Origin of the sequence: Kitasatospora griseola (assembly GCF_044999035.1) — a bacterium.
Lineage (GTDB): Bacteria > Actinomycetota > Actinomycetes > Streptomycetales > Streptomycetaceae > Kitasatospora > Kitasatospora griseola.
On record NZ_CP173360.1, the window covers coordinates 7242396 to 7260226 of the forward strand.

Consider the following 17831-nt stretch of genomic DNA (forward strand, 5'->3'; position numbering starts at 1 on the left):
CACCCCCGCCGTCCCACCCCACGAACCCTCACCGCGCGGAGAGTTGACACCATGACCGCCGCCGTCCAGCCGACGGAGTACCGCGTTCCACCGCCCGAAGCCGACCGTCCCCGCCCGATCAGCGCCCCCGCCTCGCCCGCCGACCGGGCCTTCCGCGGGCTGCTGCGCGCCGCCGGCCTGTCCGTGTTCGCCCTGATGGGCCTGATCGCGTTCTTCCTGCTGCTGCGCGGCACCGAGGCGCTGGACGCCGTCGGCTGGTCGTTCCTCACCGAGCAGCGCTGGCGCACCGCCGCACACTCCTTCGGCATCGCCGCGGTGCTGCCCGACGGCATCCTGATCGCCGTCATCGCGCTGTGCATCGCGGTGCCGGTCGCGCTCACCGCCGCCCTGTTCATCTCCGAGTACGCGCCGGTCCGGCTGCGGCCGACGCTGATCTCGCTGGTCGACCTGATGGCGGCCATCCCCAGCATCGTCTACGGCCTGTGGGGCCTGTTCTTCCTGCAGCCGCGGATCGTCGGCCTCTGCCGCTGGCTGGCCGTCCACCTCGGCGGCGCGCTGCCGTTCCTGGAGGTGCGCACCGGCGACATCGCCACCTCCTACACCTCGTCCACGTTCATCGCCGGCACCGTGGTCTCCCTGATGATCATTCCGATCATCGCGTCGCTCAGCCGCGAGGTGTTCTCGCAGGCCCCCGCAGGCGAACGCGAAGGCGCGTACGCGCTCGGCTCCACCCGTTGGGGCATGGTCCGCACCGTGGTGCTGCCGTTCGGACGCGGCGGCGTTATCGGCGCCGTGATGCTCGGCTTCGGCCGGGCGATGGGCGAGACCATCGCCGTCGCGCTGATCATCTCGCCGGTGTTCCGGGTCTCCTGGCACGTGCTGGAGAACGGCGGCAACTCGATCTCCTCACTGATCGCGCTGCGCTTCAGCGAGTCCGACAGCCTCTCGCTGTCCGCGCTGATGGCCGCCGGGCTGGTGCTCTTCGCCCTCACCCTGCTGGTCAACGTGGCCGCCGGGTTCATCATCAGCCGGTCCCGGTCCGGCGCCACCACCTCGGACTGACCGGAGGCCACCGATGTCCGCACCCGTCACCACCCGCAGCGTCCCCGACGCCCCGCCGAGCGCCGACGCCCCGCCGAGCGCCGACGCCCCGCCGAGCGCCGACGCCCCGCCGACCGCCGACGCACCGCCCGCTCCCGAACAGCAGCGGATCCGGCTCGGCGGCGTCACCCGCGAGGAGGTCCTCACCCTGGCCGGCGCCGGCGCGGGCTCGCTCGCCCTCGACTGGCTGCTGTACGAACGCATCCTGCCGTTCAGCGGCGCGTTCGGCTTCCTGCTCTGCTGGTACCTGCTGTTCCTCGTCCTCTACACGATCGCCGGCCGCCTCCAGTGGGACGCCCTGACGGTCCGCGAGCGCCTGGCGACCGCGCTCGCCTGGAGCTCCGGCCTGCTGGTGCTCGGCGTCATCGCCGACCAGATCGGCTACGTGCTGGTCCGCGGCCTGGACGCCGCCCGGCACCTGAACTTCTTCACCGAATCCATGCGCAGCACCGCCGCGCTCTCCCCGATCACCTCCGGCGGCTGCCTGCACGCCGTGGTCGGCTCGCTCGAACAACTCGGCATGGCCACCCTGTTCTCGGTGCCGCTGGGCATCCTCACCGCCGTCTTCCTGGTCGAGGCCGGAAACACCCGGCGCGGCGCCCGCCTGGTCAAGCCCGTCCGGGTCCTGGTCGAGGCGATGACCGCGCTGCCGTCGATCGTCGCCGGACTGTTCGTCCTCGGCGTGGTCATCCTCACCCTCGGCGTCGAGAAGAGCGGCTTCGCGGCCTCCCTCGCGCTCACCGTGATGATGATGCCGATCGTCACCCGCGCCGCCGAGGTCGTGGTCCGGCTCGTCCCCGGCACCCTCAAAGAGGCGTCCTACGCGCTCGGCGCCAGCCAGTGGCGCACCGTGTGGCACGTCGTGCTGCCCACCGCCCGGCCCGGCCTGACCACCGCCGTGGTGCTCGGCATGGCCCGCGGCGTCGGCGAGACCTCCCCGGTGCTGCTCACCGCCGGATTCACCGCCCGGCTCAACCTGGACGCCTTCCACGGCAACCAGGCCAGCCTGCCGCTGTTCATCTGGAACTACGTCAAGCAGCCCTACCCCGACATGGTGGCCCGGGCGTTCGCCGGCGGACTCACCCTGATGGCCGTGGTGCTGATCCTGTTCGTCACCGCCCGGGTCCTCGGCCGCCACCGCACCCCCGGCGACCGGCGCACCCGCCGCCCGCTGCGCCGGGCCCGCACCGCGGCCGCTGCGCCGACTGCCGCCCTCGTGGCCAACTCCACGGTTCGGGCGGCGAGCTGATGAATCGTCAATTCCTCGGTACGAGAAGGAAGACCGGTCCCGTGCGACTCCGTCACCTGACGTCGGCGCTGCTCGCCGTCGCGCTCGCCCTGCCCGCCGTGCTGCTCGGCGCGACACCCGCGCAGGCCTCCACCTCGCTCAAGGCCGACGGCTCCAGCTGGGCCGGGCCGGCCATCGACCAGTGGCGGCACGACGTCCAACCGATGGGCATCGAGATCGACTTCAGCCCGATCGGCTCGGCCGCCGGCCGCGTCCAGTGGTCGATCGGCCAGGACGACTTCACCGCCTCCGACGTGCCGTTCCGCTCGAAGGCCGACAGCGGCGTCGGCGGCGGCCGGGCCAACACCGGGCAGGGCCAGGCGGAGAACCCGGTGTACGGCTACTCGTACGTGCCGATCACCGCCGGCGGCACCGCGCTGATGTACCACCTGGAGGTCGGCGGCAAGAAGGTCACCGACCTGCGGCTGTCCCCGGACACCATCGTCGGCATCTTCACCAACAAGATCACTTCCTGGGACGACCCGAAGATCACCGCCGACTACGGGCGGGCACTGCCGAAGATCCCGATCACGCCGGTGGTGCGCTCCGACGGCTCCGGCGCCAGCGCCCAGTTCACCCGCTGGATGGAGCACACCCACAAGAGCGAATGGGACGCCTACTGCACCCAGGTCAACGGCGTCAGCTGCGGCGACTACACCGAGTTCTACCCCGCCGCGGGCCGGATGACCGCGCAGAACGGCTCCGACGTGGTGGCGGGCTACATCCAGTCGCCGACCGGCATCGGGGCGATCGGCTACGACGAGTACGCGTTCGCCAAGCGCAGCGGCTGGCCCGTCGTCAAGGTGCTCAACCCGGCCGGCTACTACACCCTGCCGAGCGCCTCGAACGTCGCGGTCGCGCTGACCGCCGCGAAGATCCGCGGCGTGGACGACAACACCTCCGCCAACGACCCGGACTACCTGCAGCAGAACCTCAACGGCGTCTACACCAACAACGACCCGCGCTCCTACCCGATCTCGTCCTACAGCTACCTGATCGTGCCGCGGGCCGGCTCCGACCTCCCGGTGACGCCGAAGTTCACCAACGACAAGGGCAGCGCGCTCAGCCGCTACCTCGCCTACGTGCTGTGCGCCGGCCAGGCCGAGGCCGACGACCTCGGCTACTCGCCGATCCCGCGCAACCTGGTGCGCGGCGGACTGATGCAGACCCAGCACATCCCCGGCAACGCCAGCCCCGTCGACCCGAACAGCCTCAACAACTGCCCCAACCCGACGTTCGACTCGTCCGGTGTGCTGACCGTGCTGAAGAACGCGCCGCAGCCCAGCCCGTGCGACAAGAAGGGCAGCCCGCTGGACTGCACCGTTCAGAACGGCCAGGCCGTGAAGGCCGGCAACGGCGGCAACTCCGCAGGCAACAAGGGCGGTTCGGGCAGCGGCGGCACCGGCAACGGCGGCGGGACGGGCGGGGCCGGGACGACCGGTGACGCCGGACCGCAGGCGGTCGACCCGCAGACCGGTGAACTCGTCGCCGACTCCGGCACCGGCGGCGGTGCGGGCGGCAACGCGCCCGGCACGGTGGTCGCGCTCGGCGGCCGCCCGCAGGACTGGCTGCTGTCCACCCTCACCGCGCTCGAACTGCTCGGCGTGGTCACCGTCCCGCCGCTGCTGGCCGCCTGGTGGCGCCGCCGCAACGCCCCGGCGGGGCCCCGATGAGCGACCGCCGGCACAGCTCGACCTGCCTATGGACAGCACGAGTTCGACCGCCGGCAGGCACAGCCGGCAGCGCACCCGAGGAGACCGGATGACCGCGACCGCCCTGGAGCGGCCCACCTCGGCCCCGGCCGGGGCCGCCACCGCCCCCGAGGTTGCCCCCGCACCGGCGGGCGGTCCCGCCCGGCGCCGACTGGCCGCCGTCGCCTGGTCGGTGACGCTCGCCGCCGTGCTGCTGCTCGGCTTCGTCGGTTACCTGTTCGCCCTCTCCGGGCTGCAGGAGGCGCGCCACCAGTCCACCGCGTACGCCACCCTGCGCGACCAGCTCGGCAAGGCCACCGCGCCGACCGGCCCGACCACCGACGGCGCGCCGCTCGCCGTGCTGGACATTCCCGCGCTCGGCCTCCACCGGGCGGTGGTGGTCGAAGGCACCGGCGGCCGCGACCTGATGCGCGGCCCCGGCCACCGCCGCGACACCGTGCTGCCCGGACAGCCGGGCGTGGCCGTGCTGTTCGGCCGCTCCACCGCGTTCGGCGCACCGTTCGCCGGCCTCGCCGGACTGCGGGACGGCGACGGCATCGACATCACCACCGGCCAGGGCAGCTTCCACTACACCGTCAACACCTCCGGCGACGGCGACCACCCGATCACCGACACCGCGCCCAACCGGCTGGTGCTGGTCACCGGAGACTCCGACTGGATCCCCACCAGCACCGTGCTGATCGGCGCCCGGCTCGACGGCGACCCGCAGCCGCTCGGCGCCCGCCGCCCCGCCGCCGCGCCCACCGACAAGGCGCTGGCCGCCGACAAGGGCGCCCTGTCCGCACTGCAACTCTGGTCCCTGGCCCTGCTGTTGGCCGTCGTCGGCGCCGGCGTCGCGGCACGCCACTGGCGTCGCGGCGCGAGCTACCTGTGCTTCGCGCCGGTGGTCGCCGCGCTGCTCTGGGCGGTGTACGAGAACGCCGCCGCCCTGCTGCCCAACGTCTACTGACCCGCTCTGCTCCTTCCGCACTTCCCGCTCGCCGGAGAGGACCCGCCCGACGATGACCGACACCGCACAACCCCCGTACCCCGCCGCCGCGTTCGACAAGGGCCCGGTCGGCTCGCCGCCGGTCGATCCGCCGACCGTTCCGCTGCCGGTGGTGCCCGCCGACGGGCCGTCGGGGCCGCTGTCCGGCCTGGAGACCCGCGACCTGACCGCCTGGTTCGGGCAGCGCAAGGTGCTGGAGCGCGTCTCGCTGCAGATGCGGGCCGGCGAGATCACCGCGCTGATCGGTCCGTCCGGCTGTGGCAAGTCCACCTACCTGCGGATCCTCAACCGGATGCACGAGATGGTGCGCGGCGCGGCGCTGGCCGGCGAGGTGCTGCTCGACGGCGAGGACGTGTACGCGACCGGCCGACGCCCCGCCGAGGTCCGGCGGCGGATCGGCATGGTGTTCCAGCGGCCCAACCCGTTCCCCGCGATGTCGCTGTACGACAACGTGATCAGCGGGCTGAAGCTGGCCGGCATCAAGGCGAGCCGCGACGAGCGCGACCACCTGGTGGAGTCCAGCCTGCGTCAGGCCGGCCTGTGGAACGAAGTCAGCAACCGCCTCGGAACCCCGGGCGGCGCACTCTCCGGCGGCCAGCAGCAGCGCCTGTGCATCGCCCGCTCGCTGGCGGTCTCCCCGGACATCCTGCTGATGGACGAACCCTGCTCGGCGCTCGACCCGACCTCCACCCGCCGCATCGAGGAGACCATCGCCGAACTGCGCCACCGCCTGACCATCGTCATCGTCACCCACAACATGCAGCAGGCGCAGCGGGTTTCGCAGTCCTGCGCGTTCTTCCTCGCCTCCCACGACACCCCCGGCCGGATCGTCGAGGCGGGTCCCACCGAGCGCCTGTTCACCGATCCGGCCGACCCGCGCACCGCGGACTACGTCAACGGCCGCTTCGGCTGAGCGTCGCGGCTCCGGGGGAGTGCGGCTGCGGGTCCGGCCCGGGTGACGGTGTGTCACATCCGGGTCGGACCGCGGGAAGCGCCTAGCGTGGACGGGTGCGAGCGGGGCGAGCGGCCTCCGGTGCACCCGCCGGAGCCACCTCGCCACGTCGTCATGCCGTTTCGCCGTCACGTCGTCATGCCGTCACGTCACGAGGAGAGCGCCGACCATGTCCGCCAGCCTGACCGAGCTCACCGGGGACTACGTCCTCGACCCCACGCACACCCGGATCGGCTTCGTCGCCCGCCACGCCATGGTCACCAAGGTCCGCGGCGCCTTCCACCAGTTCGAGGGCACCGCGCACCTGGACGGCGCCGACCCGTCGCGCTCCACGGGCGAGGTGGTGATCAAGGCCGCGAGCATCGACACCGGCGTCGAGCAGCGCGACCAGCACCTGCGCACCAACGACTTCCTGGACGCCCCGAACTTCCCCGACATCACCTTCCGCGCCACCGCCGTCGAGAAGCGCTCCGACAGCGACTACCGGGTCACCGGTGACCTCACCATCAAGGACACCACCCGCTCCGTCACCATCGACTTCGAGTACACCGGCAACGCGGTCGACCCGTACGGCAACCTGCGGGTCGGCCTGGAGGGCTCGGTGACCATCAGCCGCAAGGACTACGGCGTCACCTGGAACGCCGCGTTGGAGGGCGGCGGCGTGCTGGTCGGCGACAAGGTGGTGCTGGAGTTCGACGTCTCCGCCATCAAGCAGGCCTGACTGACCGCCAGGTCTTCAGCGGCGCGACTTCGCGGTCCGACCGGGTGTCCGGGCGGGCCGCGCGCACGCGGTTCGAGGGCCTTCGCCCGCACCCGGCGCGGCTCCGTCACGGGCCTCCCGGCGCGAGGCGCCGCCCGGACGTTCGGTCGTCCCGCCCTGGCCGTACCATGTGGGCCCGCCCGTCCGGGCTTCGGACGCATGCAACACCCCACCCGGGGAAGGCGGTTGCGGACATCGGAACCAGGAGACCCGCCTGATGCGCACGTGCGTCGAACGCCACCTGCCCGTCCACGTGTTCGGCCCGACCGGGGGACGGCGCGCCATGGTCCTCGGCTACCACCCGGGCGACCCGTACGCCGTCCGGCTCACCTTCCCCGACGGCGCCCCCGACGGCGGCGTGACCTGGCTGATCGCCCGCGACCTCCTCGCCGCCGGCCTGACCGGCCCCGCCGGCAACGGCGCCGTCCGGATCCGCCCCTGGCCCAACGGCCGCCTCCGCCTGGCCTTCCGCGGCGCCGACGGCACCCGGGCCACCGTCCTCGCCCCCACCGCCCTCCTCGCGGAATTCCTCACCGCCACCCACACCCTCGTCCCCCCGGGCGCCGAGCCCGCCCACCAGCCCGCCCCCACCGACCCGTCCACCCTCTTCCCGGGCCCGCACCCGCCCCTGACGACCGATCACCCGTGACGCAGGCGCTGCCCGACCAGGTCGGCGCCCCGCGCGGCTCCACCCCCGCGCAGCACGGCTCGACGCATTCCCGCCAGGCTGCCGCGCACCACCGGGTCCGAGCCGACCCGGCCGATCGCCGCCCGCGGCGCTTCGACGCCCACCGCGCCGACGTCCAGCCACTCACCCATGATGTCGACCTGCCGAAGTCCCGCCCAGGAGGCCGCTGACCGTGATCGCCGTGCAACGCCCCGACTACCAGGACCTGTTGGCCGAGGCCCGGTGCCGACTGGCCGCGGGAACCGACGTCGAGGCACTCCTGGAATGGTTCAAGGAGATCGGCTTCCACCAGGGGGACTGCATCTTCGCGGTGGTCCACCTGGAGCTCGTCCCCCGGTCGGAGGCCAAGCGCCTGGTGCACTACAGCCGAGCCTGGAGCACCACCCGCAAGCAGAGCGAGGAACTGCACGAAGCCCTGCTCCGGGAGCTGGCCGACGACCCCGACCTGGACGTCCGTATCGACCTCGATGGACAGCGCTGGACGGTGACCATCCCTCTCCCCGACCCGGCCGCCACCGACTCCGGATCGCCCACGACCGCACCGGAACTCTGAGGCGGGGAGCGGCGGATGACCGTCGAAGGGCCTCGGCGGTCGTCACTTGCCGACTGCGACGGCTCTCAGCACGGCCACCACGAGGAAGACGACACCGCCGGCGAGGACGACGCCGACCATGGCCAGTGCCTTGACCGGGGCGGACAGCTTGGTCCTGGCGACGGCGGCGTTGCCGAACGCACCGAGCGCGCCGATGGCTCCGCCGATCGCACCGCCGAGGAAGAGCAGACCGAGCGGGAGGAGGGTGAGGGCGAGCTGCCAGCCGTTCAGGTGACCGAAACGGCCGCCCTCGGCGCTGTGGCTGTCGAGTGGCGGGAGGGAGGGCTGGTTGGCCATGGAGTCTCTTTCGGACGAGTCGAGGACGGCGTTGTGCCGGATGCGGGGAATCGCGTCGGAGTGACCGATTTCCGTTGGGAAATAGTCGAGTTGACGCCTGCGCAGGTGGATCGGGGGAAAACCCGGGACGGACGACTGCGGCTGAGCGCCCGCCCCCCGGGACGTCGAGCTCGCCAGGTCCGTTGCGGACGTGCGGGCAGCCCTGGAAGTGTGGCGCGCGATGCGCGACGAGGCCGCTGACGCGGGGGATGTCCTGCAGACCGCCGAGGCTGTGCCGTACTGCGCTGGGCCCTGCGCCACCGGTCGGCTCGAAGGAGCGAACGCGGGCGGAGGCGGTGGTCGACCGGGCGCCGGAGGAGCTGGTGCGGGCGTTGTTCCGGAACCCCGGAGTGTCTGGCCGAGAGGGCGGTTGACGGTGGTTCGTGAACACTGCGACGGGTGCGAACGGAACCGCCGCAGAGTCGTTCGGTCCATTCGGGACTGCCGGATCACCGGGCGATCGGTCGTTCACGTGCTGCGGAGGCCGATGACTGAGCGCGGGCTTTCGTCCCCGGACCGCACCGGCGTCCGCCGCAGGCCGCAAAGTCGTATCGGCCGGACCTGACGCCCGGGCTTCGTAGTACTGTCCGCGAAACCGATCATCAAGGGGGGACCGGATGACAGCGGTGCGGCGCAGCTGGATCGCGTGGGGGTTGAGGGGCCTGGCGGTGGTGCCGATTGCGGCGTATCTGGTGGGGAGTCAGGCCGCGCGCTCGGGTGGGCTGGTGGAGGTGGAGCGCTGGTTCAACAATCCGGTGCAGTTGATCGGGGCCGCGGTCGGGCTGGTCGTGGCTTCGACGATGGTGGGGGTCCGGGGCTGGTGGTCGCGGACCGGGTGCCTGATCTCGCTGGTGGTTATCGGGTTCGCCGCGGTGCCGCTCCTGTTCGTGTGGTCCGTTTTCGGCGTGGAGTGGCGGGACATGGACCGCAAGCCCGGCCCGGAGCAGCCGGGGCACGTGCTGGCCGTGACCGAGCTCGTCACGCTCGATCCGGTCTACCGCATCCAGGTGCTGACGGGCAGCGGCTGGTCCGCCCGGCACTGTGACCTGGGGCTGTGGGGGGAGGGGGACGGGCGCGGCTACTTCCGGGGCGCCGAGTGGTCCGGGCCGAACCAGGTCACGGTGACGTCGGAGAAGGAGGTCGTGGTCTTCACCGTGGACCCCGTCAGCGGTCGGCCGGGCGAGCCGGTGGCGACGCGGCGATAGCGGGCCCCGCGGTGCGTCGGGTCGGCCTCCCGTGAGGCGCGTGTGCAGGCTGTGGCCCGTGGTGTACGAATGGGCGTGACGGGACGGCAGTGTGCGGCCCGGGCCAAGTGACACGGACGACGGATGCGGGAGGGCGGTTGCTGATGGGTGCGGACGGCGACAGCTATGACCTGGTGGTGCTCGGGGCAGGGCCGACCGGGGAGAATCTGGCGGATCGGGCGCGGGCCGGCGGGCTGACGGTCGCGGTCGTCGAGCAGGAACTGGTGGGCGGCGAGTGCTCGTACTGGGCGTGCATGCCCAGCAAGGCGCTGCTGCGGCCGGCGGCGGCGCTGGCCGATGCGCGGCGGCTGCCCGGAGTGCGGGAGGCCGTCGGCGGGGAGCTCGACGCGGGGGCGGTGCTGAAGCGGCGGGACGGGTTCGCCTCGAACTGGCAGGACGACGGGCAGGTGGCCTGGCTGGAGTCCGTGGGCGTCGAGCTGGTGCGCGGGCACGGGCGGCTCGACGGCGAACGGCGCGTCACCGTCGAGACCTCGGACGGCGGCTCGCGCACGCTCACCGCGCGGCACGCCGTCGCCGTCTGCACCGGGACGCGGGCCGCGCTGCCGAAGCTCCCCGGGTTGGCCGAGGCCAAGGTGTGGACGAGCCGGGAGGCCACCTCGGCGAGCAGTGTGCCCGGGCGGCTCGCAGTGGTCGGCGGCGGTGTCGTCGCAGTCGAAATGGCCACCGCCTGGCGGGCGTTGGGCAGTGAGGTCACGCTGCTGGTGCGCGGCGGGCGGCTGCTCGACCGGACGGAGGACTTCGCCGGGCAGCTGGTCGCGGACGGGCTGCGCGAGGCCGGGGTCGACGTCCGACTCGGCGTCTCCGTCACCGCCGTGCACCGCGCCGAGGACGGCACGCTCACGCTCGACCTGTCCGACGGCACCCGGCTGCCCGCCGACGAGGCGCTGTTCGCCACCGGACGCGTCCCGAACACCGCCGACCTCGGGCTGGACAGCGTCGGCCTCACGCCCGGCGACTGGATCGCCACCGACGACAGCGGCGTGGCCACCGGCGTCGCCGGCGGCTGGCTGTACGCGGCCGGCGACGTCAACCACCGTGCGCTGCTCACCCACCAGGGCAAGTACCAGGGCCGGATCTTCGGCCAGGTGATCGCCGACCGCGCCGTCGGCCGCCCGCTCGACCTCGCGCCGTGGGGCCGCAGCGTCGCCACCGCCGACCGCACCGCCGTCCCGCAGGTGGTCTTCTCCGACCCCGAGGTCGCCGCCGTCGGACTGACCCGGCGCCAGGCCGAGGACGCGGGCCTGCGGGTCCGCGCCGTGGACTACGAACTCGGCAACGTGGCCGGCGCCTCGCTGTACGCCGACGGCTACCGGGGCCGCGCCCGTGCCGTCGTCGACCTCGACCGGGAGACCCTGGTGGGCGTCACCTTCGTCGGCCCCGGCGTCGCCGAGCTGCTGCACTCCGCCACCGTCGCCATCGCCGGCGAAGTCCCGCTCTCCCGGCTCTGGCACGCCGTCCCCGCCTTCCCGACGATCAGCGAGGTGTGGCTGCGGCTGTTGGAGACCTACCGGGGTTGACGGAACGCCGGAAGCCCAGGCGCGGCACGACCCGGCGGGCCGGAGCCTGCTCGGCGGCGGCCTCCGCCGGGGCGTCGACTGCGCCCCGGCGACCCCGTCGGGTGGGACGGCCGGATTTCGCACCATTGCGGCGGGATTGCACCGCGTCACAATCACCCGCCGCCCCGTTGATCGCGCCGCCCCCGGTGTGTGAGCGTGACGGAAGCGGGACGGGCGGCCGCACGGGGTCGCCGCCGTGCAAGGAGGAACCCGGTGCCCACCCCCGACCGGCCACTGCGTTCGCTGGGCTTTCTGACCATCGGACTGTTCGACGAGCGCCGCCCCGCCGAAGGCCACGAAGCGACGCTGCGCCTGATCGAACTCGGCGAGCAACTCGGCTTCGACAGCGCCTGGTTGCGCCACCGGCACCTCCAGTACGGCATCTCCTCGCCGCTCACCGTGCTCGCCGCCGCCACCCAGCGCACCCGGCGGATCGCCCTCGGCACCGCCGTCACCCCGCTCGGCTGGGAGAACCCGCTGCGCTACGCCGAGGACCTGGCGACCGTCGACGTGCTGTCCGGCGGTCGGCTCAACCCCGGTGTCAGCGTGGGCGTCCCCGCGCACTACGAGGACGTCAAGGACGCGCTGTACCCCGACACCGCCGACCGCGAGGACTTCGGCTACGGCCGGGTCGAGCGCCTGCTCGGCCTGCTGCGCGGCGACACGGCAAGCGCCTTCCGCGGCGTCGAGGGCATCGAGTCGTACTCCGAGCGCGTCCAGCCGCACGTCCCCGGACTGGCCGGGCGGGTCTGGTACGGCGGCGGCAGCCTGCGCTCCGCCCGCTGGGCCGGGCAGCAGGGCCTGCGCCTGCTCACCAGCAACGTGGTCAAGGCCGAGCAGGACGGCGAGAGGTTCGCGAGCATCCAACTCGGCCAGGTCCAGGCCTTCCGGGCCGCCCACCCCGACGGCGAACGGGCCCGGGTCTCACAGGGCCTGGTGGTGATCCCGACCGACAGCGCCACCCCCGCCCAGCGCGCCAAGTACCGGGAGTACGCGGCCTCCCGGCACGCCCGGACGCTCGTCCCGCACGGCCCCGCCCGGCTGCTGTTCGCCCCCGACCTGGTCGGCAACGCCGAGCAGCTCGCCGAACTGCTGTACGCGCACGAGGCGTTCCGCGAAGTGGACGAGGTGGCGGTCGCGCTGCCGTTCACCTTCGAACCCGAGGACTACACGCAGATCCTCACCGACCTGGCCACCCGCCTCGGCCCGCTGCTCGGCTGGAAGCCCGCCGTCGACTGACGGCAGGAGCAGGCGGGTTCACCGGAAACGGGCGACAGCGGCGGCCGCCAGCAGCAGGAACACCAGCGGGAACGCCAGATTGTGCAGCACCCGGGCCCGCAGGTGCGCCAGCACCGCGCAGACGAAGAACAGCACCAGGCCGACGGCCGCCGCCAGCCCCAACTGCCGCAGCCCGCACAGGCCGGCCAGCACGCCGACCGCGCCCGCGCCCTCCAGGACAGCCAGCGCGGGAATCCAGCGCGGCGCCAGGCCCACCTCCGTGGCGTTCTGCACCACGAACCGGGCCCGCAGCGCCTTCGCCCCGACCTCGAAGGCGTTCGCCAGCACGCAGCACACCGTGACGGCCGACAGCACCGCCTGCGTCACCCCGCTCACCGCCGCCGCCCCAGGTCCGACGAATCCGCCTGCCAGGACGGGGGATCGGCGCACAGTACACTCATCACGACTCCACGATTCACTTCGAAGGTGCAGGTGGGACCGGGCGGAAACCCGTCCGGGCCCCGGCCGGTCGCTCTCTCGCCCCTCCTGACGACCCCCGCACCCGAAAGGTGACCCCTGTCGTGGAACTGATCGAACACTTCGAGGCGGCCCGGCCCCGACTGCTCTCGCTGGCCCACCGCGTCCTCGGCTCCCAGCAGGACGCCGAGGACGCCGTGCAGACCGCCTGGACCAGGGTCCACGCCCTCGACACCATCACCCTGGACAACCCCGACGGCTGGTTGACCACCGTCACCGCCCGGCTCTGCGTCGATCAGCTGCGGGCCCGCGCCCGGCGGCCGCGAGGCGGGTCGTCAGGGCAGGATGGCGGGATGCCGGATCTGCTGTGGGACGACGTCAGGGACTTTCTCGACCCCGATCTGATGGGCGCTCTGCCCGACCTGTCCGTGCCGGATGTCTCGGTCGAGGACTGGCAGGCGCTGTTCGACCTGGTCGAGGCGTCGGGGTGGGCGTGGGAGTGGCGGGTCGGCGTCAGCCCGGGCGGGGCGCTTCCGGCTGCTGCGGAGGTGTTCGCGCGTCCGGTCGATGCGGAGACGGTCGAGCTGCGGGTTCAGCCGGTGGCGGGGGTGCTGGTGATCTTCCGGCCGAGGTCCGAGGACGAGATCGACTTCGACGTCGACCTGCGCGAGCTTCAGGGGCAGGCGGGGGTGGACCTCCTGTGCGGCCTGCTGCGCACGATCGGGCGCCGGTTGGGCAAGGTGGTGGCGATGACGGCCGAGGGTGACCACGGGAATCCGGTGCTCGGGTTCGACCCCGTCGCGGACCGGGTGGTGCTGATGGCGGAGCCGCGGCCGGCGGGTCGTGTCACTGGGCGGGAGGCGGGGGCACGATTCCGGCCGGCGGGTTTTGGGTGAACATGAACTCCTCCAGGACTGCGACGAGTTCGGTCCGGCTCCGGGTGGTCCAGGTGCCGAGCCAGGTGTGCACGCCGGTGGGGGTTCCCTTGCGCGGGAACCCGGCGAGTTGCAGGAAGTCGACCTGGTAGCAGCCGTCGGGATCCCCCTCCGGCTCCCAACGGGCGTCGAAGCAGAGCCCGTTGTGCACCAGGTGGCCGCTGATCAGCACGGATCCGTAGAACCACTCCATGGTGTCGGGCGACGGGTCCACGGCGTAGAGGCTGTTCATGTCGATCGCCCAGGCCGGCGCCACGCGCAGGGGTTGGAGTTGCCGCCAGGTGTCTGCCATGTCGTCCTCGCGTCCTCGCTGCTCAGTGGTTCGCCGGTGTCGGCGCCCGGATTTCGACGATGATCGCAGAGTCGGCCCGAGGCTGTCCTCGCCGAGGAGGCTCCGTGGGCACCACCGGGGCAGCGACGACGCCCGAGCCGTGCGGCACGATCGGGTCCGGGCCGACGCCGTTGCCGCGCGAGGTCCACCAGGTCCGCCCCGGACGGCCCCGACGACCCGTTGCGCGGGTTCGCACCGGAGCCGGTCACGGACCGGAACTGCGCCTGGATCCGACGCCGCGCCGCTCAGCAGGACTGGCGCACCACCAGGTGGGTGGGGAGGACGACCGAGCGGGTCGGGGACGGGTCGCGGAGGAGTTCGACGGCGCGGGCGCCGAGGTCCTCGACGGGTTGGCGGACGGTGGTCAGGCCGGGGCGGGCGGAGGCGGCGGCGGGGGAGTCGTCGAAACCGACCACGGCGACGTCGTCCGGGACGCGGCGGCCCAGTCGGCGCAGGGCGCGCAGGGCGCCGACGGCCATCGCGTCGGAGGCGGCGAACACGGCGTCCACGTCCGGGAACTGGTCGAGCAGCCGGACCATGGCGTGCTCGCCGGAGCGGGACCCGAAGTCGCCGTAGGCCACCGCGCAGCGGGCCGGGTCGCCGTGGTCGAGCAGGGCGCGGCGGTACCCGGCCAGGCGGTCGGCGCCGGCGGCGGTGTCGGGTGGGCCCGCGATGGTGGCGATCCGCCGGCGGCCGGCCCGGTGCAGCAGACGGACGGCGGCGCGCGCGCCGCTCAGGTTGTCGGCGTCCACGTGCGCCAGGCGCTGCGACTGCGGGGGCCGCCCCAGCGCGACCACGGGCACGCCCGCCGCCTGCACCAGCCCGGGCAGCGCGGGATCGCCCCACCGCCCGACCAGCAGCACCCCGTCCACGTGGCCGCCGCACAGGTACCGCACCAGCGACGGCCTGGCCGGCCCGGGCCCCGCCGTGAGGACCACCAACTCCCGATCGGGGACGACGCGTTGCGCCCCGGCGAGGAGCCGGACGGGGAACTGGTCGGCGTGGAAGCGCAGGACGTCCGCGAAGGCGACGACGGCGATCGCACCGGTGTCGCGGGAGGTCGCGGCGGACGCCCGGCGGCGGACGTAGCGCAGCTCGCGGACGGCGGACTCGACACGCGCGGCAATTTGCGCCGAGACCGGCGCGGACCGGTTCAGCACCCGGGACGCGGTGGCGCTGGACACGCCCGCGTGCGCGGCGACCTGAGCGAGCGTCGGGCCGGGCCCGGACGACGGCCGCTCAGGATCGGGCCGGTCGGGCCGGTCGGGCCGTTCGGATCGTTCGGGCCGGTCGGGTCGGTCGAGGATCGGGAACGGGTCGGCGCCGCCCGGCTGGGGGCTGGCGCCGCTCGGGTGGGGGAGCGGGTGAACGGGCAACGCGGCCGCCCTTCCTGGCGCGGAACGGGGGATGCCGTGGCCACCCGCCCGGGGCCACCGGTGTCCGCACCGTAGGTGTTGGTCGATGCACCGTCAAGAGTTCGCGCAGCGCCGAGTCCGTGCAGCGCCGAGTTCGCGCCGGGTCTCCTCTCGGCAGCCGGGGCCGGTGCGTCCCGGCGCGGGTCAGCCGCCCTGCTGGATGGGGCCGATCAGCCAGTTCCCGGGCGCGTTCTCGTCGCTGCTCAGGTAGAACTCGGTGATGGCCGTCCGGAACTCGTCGTGGCTGATCACCCCGTTTCCGTCGCGGTCGAGCCGCCGGAACGCATCCTCCGAGTGCACGGGCGGGATCCCCAGGGCGTCGTACATGCGCACGTACTCGTCCTTGCTCAGGACGCCGTCATGGTCGGTGTCCAGCGCGCGCATCAGCGCGTCCGCGATCGCCGGCACCGCCTTCTCGAAGTGCTCCGGAGCAGTGATGTCGGCCGCCATCAGGTCGAGGAACTCCTTGCGGTCGATCTGCCCGTCCCCGTTGGCGTCGCCGCGGGCGAGCAGCACGCGCCACCACTCCTCGAACGCGCTCCGCATCGCCGAGGCGTTCTCCCGGTCGTCCGGCGCGGCCGGCCTGCCGAAGAGTGCCCCCATCGCCCGGAAATCGTCGTGCGTGAGCACGCCGTCGCGGCCCTGGTCGAACCAGTCGAAGAGCATGGTGAACTTCTGGTTCTTCACATCAGCAGGCATTCCTGTCTCCGCTCTCTCGCCCGGGCGGCGGGGCGCGCCTGCCCGCCGAAACTCCCGGAGCACGGTGGATCGGCGACGAATCATCAGGCAATCGCCCGGAGGGAACTTCACCCTGTCGACGGAGCCGAGTGCCGGTGCCGGCGATCGGTCTTCGCCCGCAGCGTGCGCGCACCGGCACGCCGGAGCGGGAAAGCGTTTTCCGGCTGCTGCGCCCCGACCCGGGATCACCGGCCGGGGCGCAGCCGAGGAAGGATCAGTCCTCGTAGTAGTTGTTGACGACCACGTCCGGCGCGTCGTCGGAGAAGGCCTCGTTCAGCAGGGCGCCGCCGACCAGGCCGGCCGCGCCGGCGCCGATCAGCGCGCCGGTGCCGAAGCGGCGGCCCTGGGGCTGCTCGGGCGGGTAGCCGCCCTGCTGCGGGTAGCCACCCTGCTGGGGGTATCCGGGCTGGGCGGCGGGGTAGCCCTGCTGCGGGTAGCCGGCGGCCGCGGGGGCGGTGTAGTACGGCGGCGGGGTGGTCTGGACGCGCTGGGCGCAGGCGCCGCAGGACTGGATCTGGCGCGGGACGCCCCACTGCGGGGACCACAGGACGGCCGCGGTGCCGGGGCCGTGGGCGGGGTCGAAGAAGCAGGTCACCGGGGAACCTCCGGAGGGCTCGGGCAGGACGGCGGCAGGCACCGCCACCGTGGGCGTGGGCAATGGCGCGGGAAGCGGTGCGGGGACGGCCGCGGGGGCCGGGGCAGCGGCAGGCATCGGCGGCACGGCAGGAGCCGCGGAGGCCGCGGGCGGGGCGGGTGTCGCGGGCGCGGCCGGCGCCGGGGCCAGGACCGCGACGCCGAAGTCGGTGGCGATGCCGGCCAGGCCGGACGAGTAGCCCTGGCCGATGGCGCGGAACTTCCAGCCGCCGCCGTGCCGGTAGAGCTCGCCGAAGACGACGGCGGTCTCGGTGGTCAGCTCCGGGCCGAGCTCGTAGCGGGCGAGCTCGCCGCCGCCCGCCGCGTCCGCCACCCGGACGTACGCGCCGTGCACCGAGCCGAACGCCTGGTGGCGCTGGTCGGCCTGGTAGATCGCCACCGTGAAGACGATCCGCTCCACCCGGGCCTCGACCGCGCCGAGGTCGACGCGCAGCCGTTCGCGGTCGGTGCCGTCGCCCGGGTCGCCGAGGTGGGTGACGGCGCCGTCGGGGCTGGTGAGGTTGTTGAAGAAGACGAAATGCTGGTCGGAAACCGCTTTCCCGTCGGCGTCGCACAGCAGGGCGTTCGCGTCCAGGTCGTACTCGCCGGCGGCCTGCCACCCGAGGCCGATCAGGACGCTCGCCGAGCCCTTGCCGTCCCGGAGCACAGGAACGTTGGCGCCCTTGGCCAAGGCCGTTGACATGCTGGTCCTCCACTTGAACCGAAGATCGTTCCGTGCCGACAACGCCCCGCCTGAGCTGGGGGTTCCCCGGTCCGTGGACGGGTGGTGACGTAGTGTCGGTCCGGGCGGGTGGCGGCGCTCACCCGTCCGGGCCGGTGCGGTCG

The 17831-nt window shown here is 73.3% G+C and carries 19 protein-coding genes; 12 read left to right on the forward strand and 7 right to left on the reverse strand.

What is annotated here, in order from left to right:
* Positions 1-51 precede the first annotated feature (51 nt).
* From pstC to ACI1MP_RS32645, 7 genes are all read left to right on the forward strand, one after another.
* Positions 52-1062 carry a phosphate ABC transporter permease subunit PstC gene (gene pstC / locus ACI1MP_RS32615; protein ID WP_083462051.1) on the forward strand — a complete coding sequence of 337 codons (1011 nt, stop codon included), beginning with the start codon at positions 52-54 and terminating at the stop codon, positions 1060-1062.
* A 13-nt stretch (positions 1063-1075) separates the two neighbouring features.
* Complete coding sequence (gene pstA / locus ACI1MP_RS32620) at positions 1076-2350, forward strand: phosphate ABC transporter permease PstA (RefSeq protein ID WP_404870211.1); 1275 nt, start codon at positions 1076-1078, stop codon at positions 2348-2350.
* Positions 2351-2391: 41 nt separating this feature from the next.
* Positions 2392-4062 carry a substrate-binding domain-containing protein gene (locus ACI1MP_RS32625; RefSeq protein WP_404870212.1) on the forward strand — a complete coding sequence of 557 codons (1671 nt, stop codon included), beginning with the start codon at positions 2392-2394 and terminating at the stop codon, positions 4060-4062.
* Between the two features lie 88 nt (positions 4063-4150).
* Positions 4151-5050, forward strand: a complete 900-nt coding sequence (locus tag ACI1MP_RS32630) for a sortase domain-bontaining protein (protein WP_380333452.1) — start codon at positions 4151-4153, stop codon at positions 5048-5050.
* A 52-nt stretch (positions 5051-5102) separates the two neighbouring features.
* Entirely contained in the window at positions 5103-6002 is a 900-nt protein-coding gene (locus ACI1MP_RS32635; protein ID WP_404870213.1) for a phosphate ABC transporter ATP-binding protein, read from the forward strand.
* Positions 6003-6210: 208 nt separating this feature from the next.
* Positions 6211-6762, forward strand: a complete 552-nt coding sequence (locus tag ACI1MP_RS32640; RefSeq protein ID WP_380333450.1) for a YceI family protein — start codon at positions 6211-6213, stop codon at positions 6760-6762.
* A gap of 256 nt (positions 6763-7018) precedes the next feature.
* Positions 7019-7450: an SsgA family sporulation/cell division regulator gene (locus tag ACI1MP_RS32645; protein ID WP_380333449.1), complete on the forward strand. Its 432-nt coding sequence runs from the start codon at positions 7019-7021 to the stop codon at positions 7448-7450.
* Here ACI1MP_RS32645 and ACI1MP_RS32650 read toward each other — a convergent pair.
* Positions 7441-7620 (reverse strand): hypothetical protein, encoded by a 180-nt coding sequence (locus ACI1MP_RS32650; protein WP_404870214.1) that lies wholly within the window; start codon positions 7618-7620, stop codon positions 7441-7443. The genes ACI1MP_RS32645 and ACI1MP_RS32650 overlap by 10 nt on opposite strands.
* A 41-nt stretch (positions 7621-7661) precedes the next feature.
* Here ACI1MP_RS32650 and ACI1MP_RS32655 point away from each other — a divergent pair, with 41 nt between their 5' ends.
* Positions 7662-8042, forward strand: coding sequence for a hypothetical protein (locus ACI1MP_RS32655; protein ID WP_404870215.1), 381 nt, complete (start codon positions 7662-7664; stop codon positions 8040-8042).
* A gap of 42 nt (positions 8043-8084) precedes the next feature.
* On the opposite strand, the gene ACI1MP_RS32660 is transcribed toward ACI1MP_RS32655, so the two are convergent.
* Positions 8085-8378, reverse strand: a complete 294-nt coding sequence (locus ACI1MP_RS32660; protein WP_404870216.1) for a hypothetical protein — start codon at positions 8376-8378, stop codon at positions 8085-8087.
* A 656-nt stretch (positions 8379-9034) separates the two neighbouring features.
* Here ACI1MP_RS32660 and ACI1MP_RS32665 point away from each other — a divergent pair.
* From ACI1MP_RS32665 to ACI1MP_RS32675, 3 genes are all read left to right on the forward strand, one after another.
* Positions 9035-9622, forward strand: a complete 588-nt coding sequence (locus ACI1MP_RS32665) for a hypothetical protein (protein ID WP_404870217.1) — start codon at positions 9035-9037, stop codon at positions 9620-9622.
* A gap of 143 nt (positions 9623-9765) precedes the next feature.
* On the forward strand, positions 9766-11199 hold the full coding sequence (locus ACI1MP_RS32670) for a dihydrolipoyl dehydrogenase family protein (protein ID WP_404870218.1): 1434 nt from the start codon (positions 9766-9768) through the stop codon (positions 11197-11199).
* A 252-nt stretch (positions 11200-11451) separates the two neighbouring features.
* Entirely contained in the window at positions 11452-12477 is a 1026-nt protein-coding gene (locus tag ACI1MP_RS32675; RefSeq protein ID WP_404870219.1) for an LLM class flavin-dependent oxidoreductase, read from the forward strand.
* Positions 12478-12495: 18 nt separating this feature from the next.
* On the opposite strand, the gene ACI1MP_RS32680 is transcribed toward ACI1MP_RS32675, so the two are convergent.
* Complete coding sequence (locus tag ACI1MP_RS32680) at positions 12496-12852, reverse strand: DoxX family protein (protein WP_232733857.1); 357 nt, start codon at positions 12850-12852, stop codon at positions 12496-12498.
* Between the two features lie 185 nt (positions 12853-13037).
* Here ACI1MP_RS32680 and ACI1MP_RS32685 point away from each other — a divergent pair, with 185 nt between their 5' ends.
* Positions 13038-13829 (forward strand): sigma factor, encoded by a 792-nt coding sequence (locus tag ACI1MP_RS32685; RefSeq protein ID WP_404870220.1) that lies wholly within the window; start codon positions 13038-13040, stop codon positions 13827-13829.
* Here ACI1MP_RS32685 and ACI1MP_RS32690 read toward each other — a convergent pair.
* From ACI1MP_RS32690 to ACI1MP_RS32705, 4 genes are all read right to left on the reverse strand, one after another.
* Entirely contained in the window at positions 13780-14160 is a 381-nt protein-coding gene (locus ACI1MP_RS32690; RefSeq protein ID WP_380333440.1) for a hypothetical protein, read from the reverse strand. The two genes, ACI1MP_RS32685 and ACI1MP_RS32690, sit on opposite strands and share 50 nt — an antisense overlap.
* Positions 14161-14444: 284 nt before the next feature.
* Positions 14445-15575: a LacI family DNA-binding transcriptional regulator gene (locus ACI1MP_RS32695; RefSeq protein ID WP_404870221.1), complete on the reverse strand. Its 1131-nt coding sequence runs from the start codon at positions 15573-15575 to the stop codon at positions 14445-14447.
* Positions 15576-15758: 183 nt separating this feature from the next.
* Positions 15759-16313, reverse strand: a complete 555-nt coding sequence (locus tag ACI1MP_RS32700) for an EF-hand domain-containing protein (RefSeq protein WP_404870222.1) — start codon at positions 16311-16313, stop codon at positions 15759-15761.
* Positions 16314-16566: 253 nt separating this feature from the next.
* Positions 16567-17688, reverse strand: a complete 1122-nt coding sequence (locus ACI1MP_RS32705) for a TerD family protein (RefSeq protein ID WP_404870223.1) — start codon at positions 17686-17688, stop codon at positions 16567-16569.
* Between the last annotated feature and the right edge of the window lie 143 nt (positions 17689-17831).

Bases quoted from the DNA above. Each gene is read 5' to 3' on its own strand.
- pstC (WP_083462051.1), top strand. From the start codon at position 52: ATGACCGCCGCCGTCCAGCCGACGGAGTACCGCGTTCCACCGCCCGAA.
- ACI1MP_RS32660 (WP_404870216.1), bottom strand. From the start codon at position 8,378: ATGGCCAACCAGCCCTCCCTCCCGCCACTCGACAGCCACAGCGCCGAG.
- ACI1MP_RS32645 (WP_380333449.1), top strand. From the start codon at position 7,019: ATGCGCACGTGCGTCGAACGCCACCTGCCCGTCCACGTGTTCGGCCCG.
- ACI1MP_RS32690 (WP_380333440.1), bottom strand. From the start codon at position 14,160: ATGGCAGACACCTGGCGGCAACTCCAACCCCTGCGCGTGGCGCCGGCC.
- ACI1MP_RS32635 (WP_404870213.1), top strand. From the start codon at position 5,103: ATGACCGACACCGCACAACCCCCGTACCCCGCCGCCGCGTTCGACAAG.
- ACI1MP_RS32670 (WP_404870218.1), top strand. From the start codon at position 9,766: ATGGGTGCGGACGGCGACAGCTATGACCTGGTGGTGCTCGGGGCAGGG.
- ACI1MP_RS32630 (WP_380333452.1), top strand. From the start codon at position 4,151: ATGACCGCGACCGCCCTGGAGCGGCCCACCTCGGCCCCGGCCGGGGCC.
- ACI1MP_RS32650 (WP_404870214.1), bottom strand. From the start codon at position 7,620: ATGGGTGAGTGGCTGGACGTCGGCGCGGTGGGCGTCGAAGCGCCGCGG.
- ACI1MP_RS32640 (WP_380333450.1), top strand. From the start codon at position 6,211: ATGTCCGCCAGCCTGACCGAGCTCACCGGGGACTACGTCCTCGACCCC.
- ACI1MP_RS32705 (WP_404870223.1), bottom strand. From the start codon at position 17,688: ATGTCAACGGCCTTGGCCAAGGGCGCCAACGTTCCTGTGCTCCGGGAC.
- ACI1MP_RS32665 (WP_404870217.1), top strand. From the start codon at position 9,035: ATGACAGCGGTGCGGCGCAGCTGGATCGCGTGGGGGTTGAGGGGCCTG.
- ACI1MP_RS32700 (WP_404870222.1), bottom strand. From the start codon at position 16,313: ATGCCTGCTGATGTGAAGAACCAGAAGTTCACCATGCTCTTCGACTGG.
- pstA (WP_404870211.1), top strand. From the start codon at position 1,076: ATGTCCGCACCCGTCACCACCCGCAGCGTCCCCGACGCCCCGCCGAGC.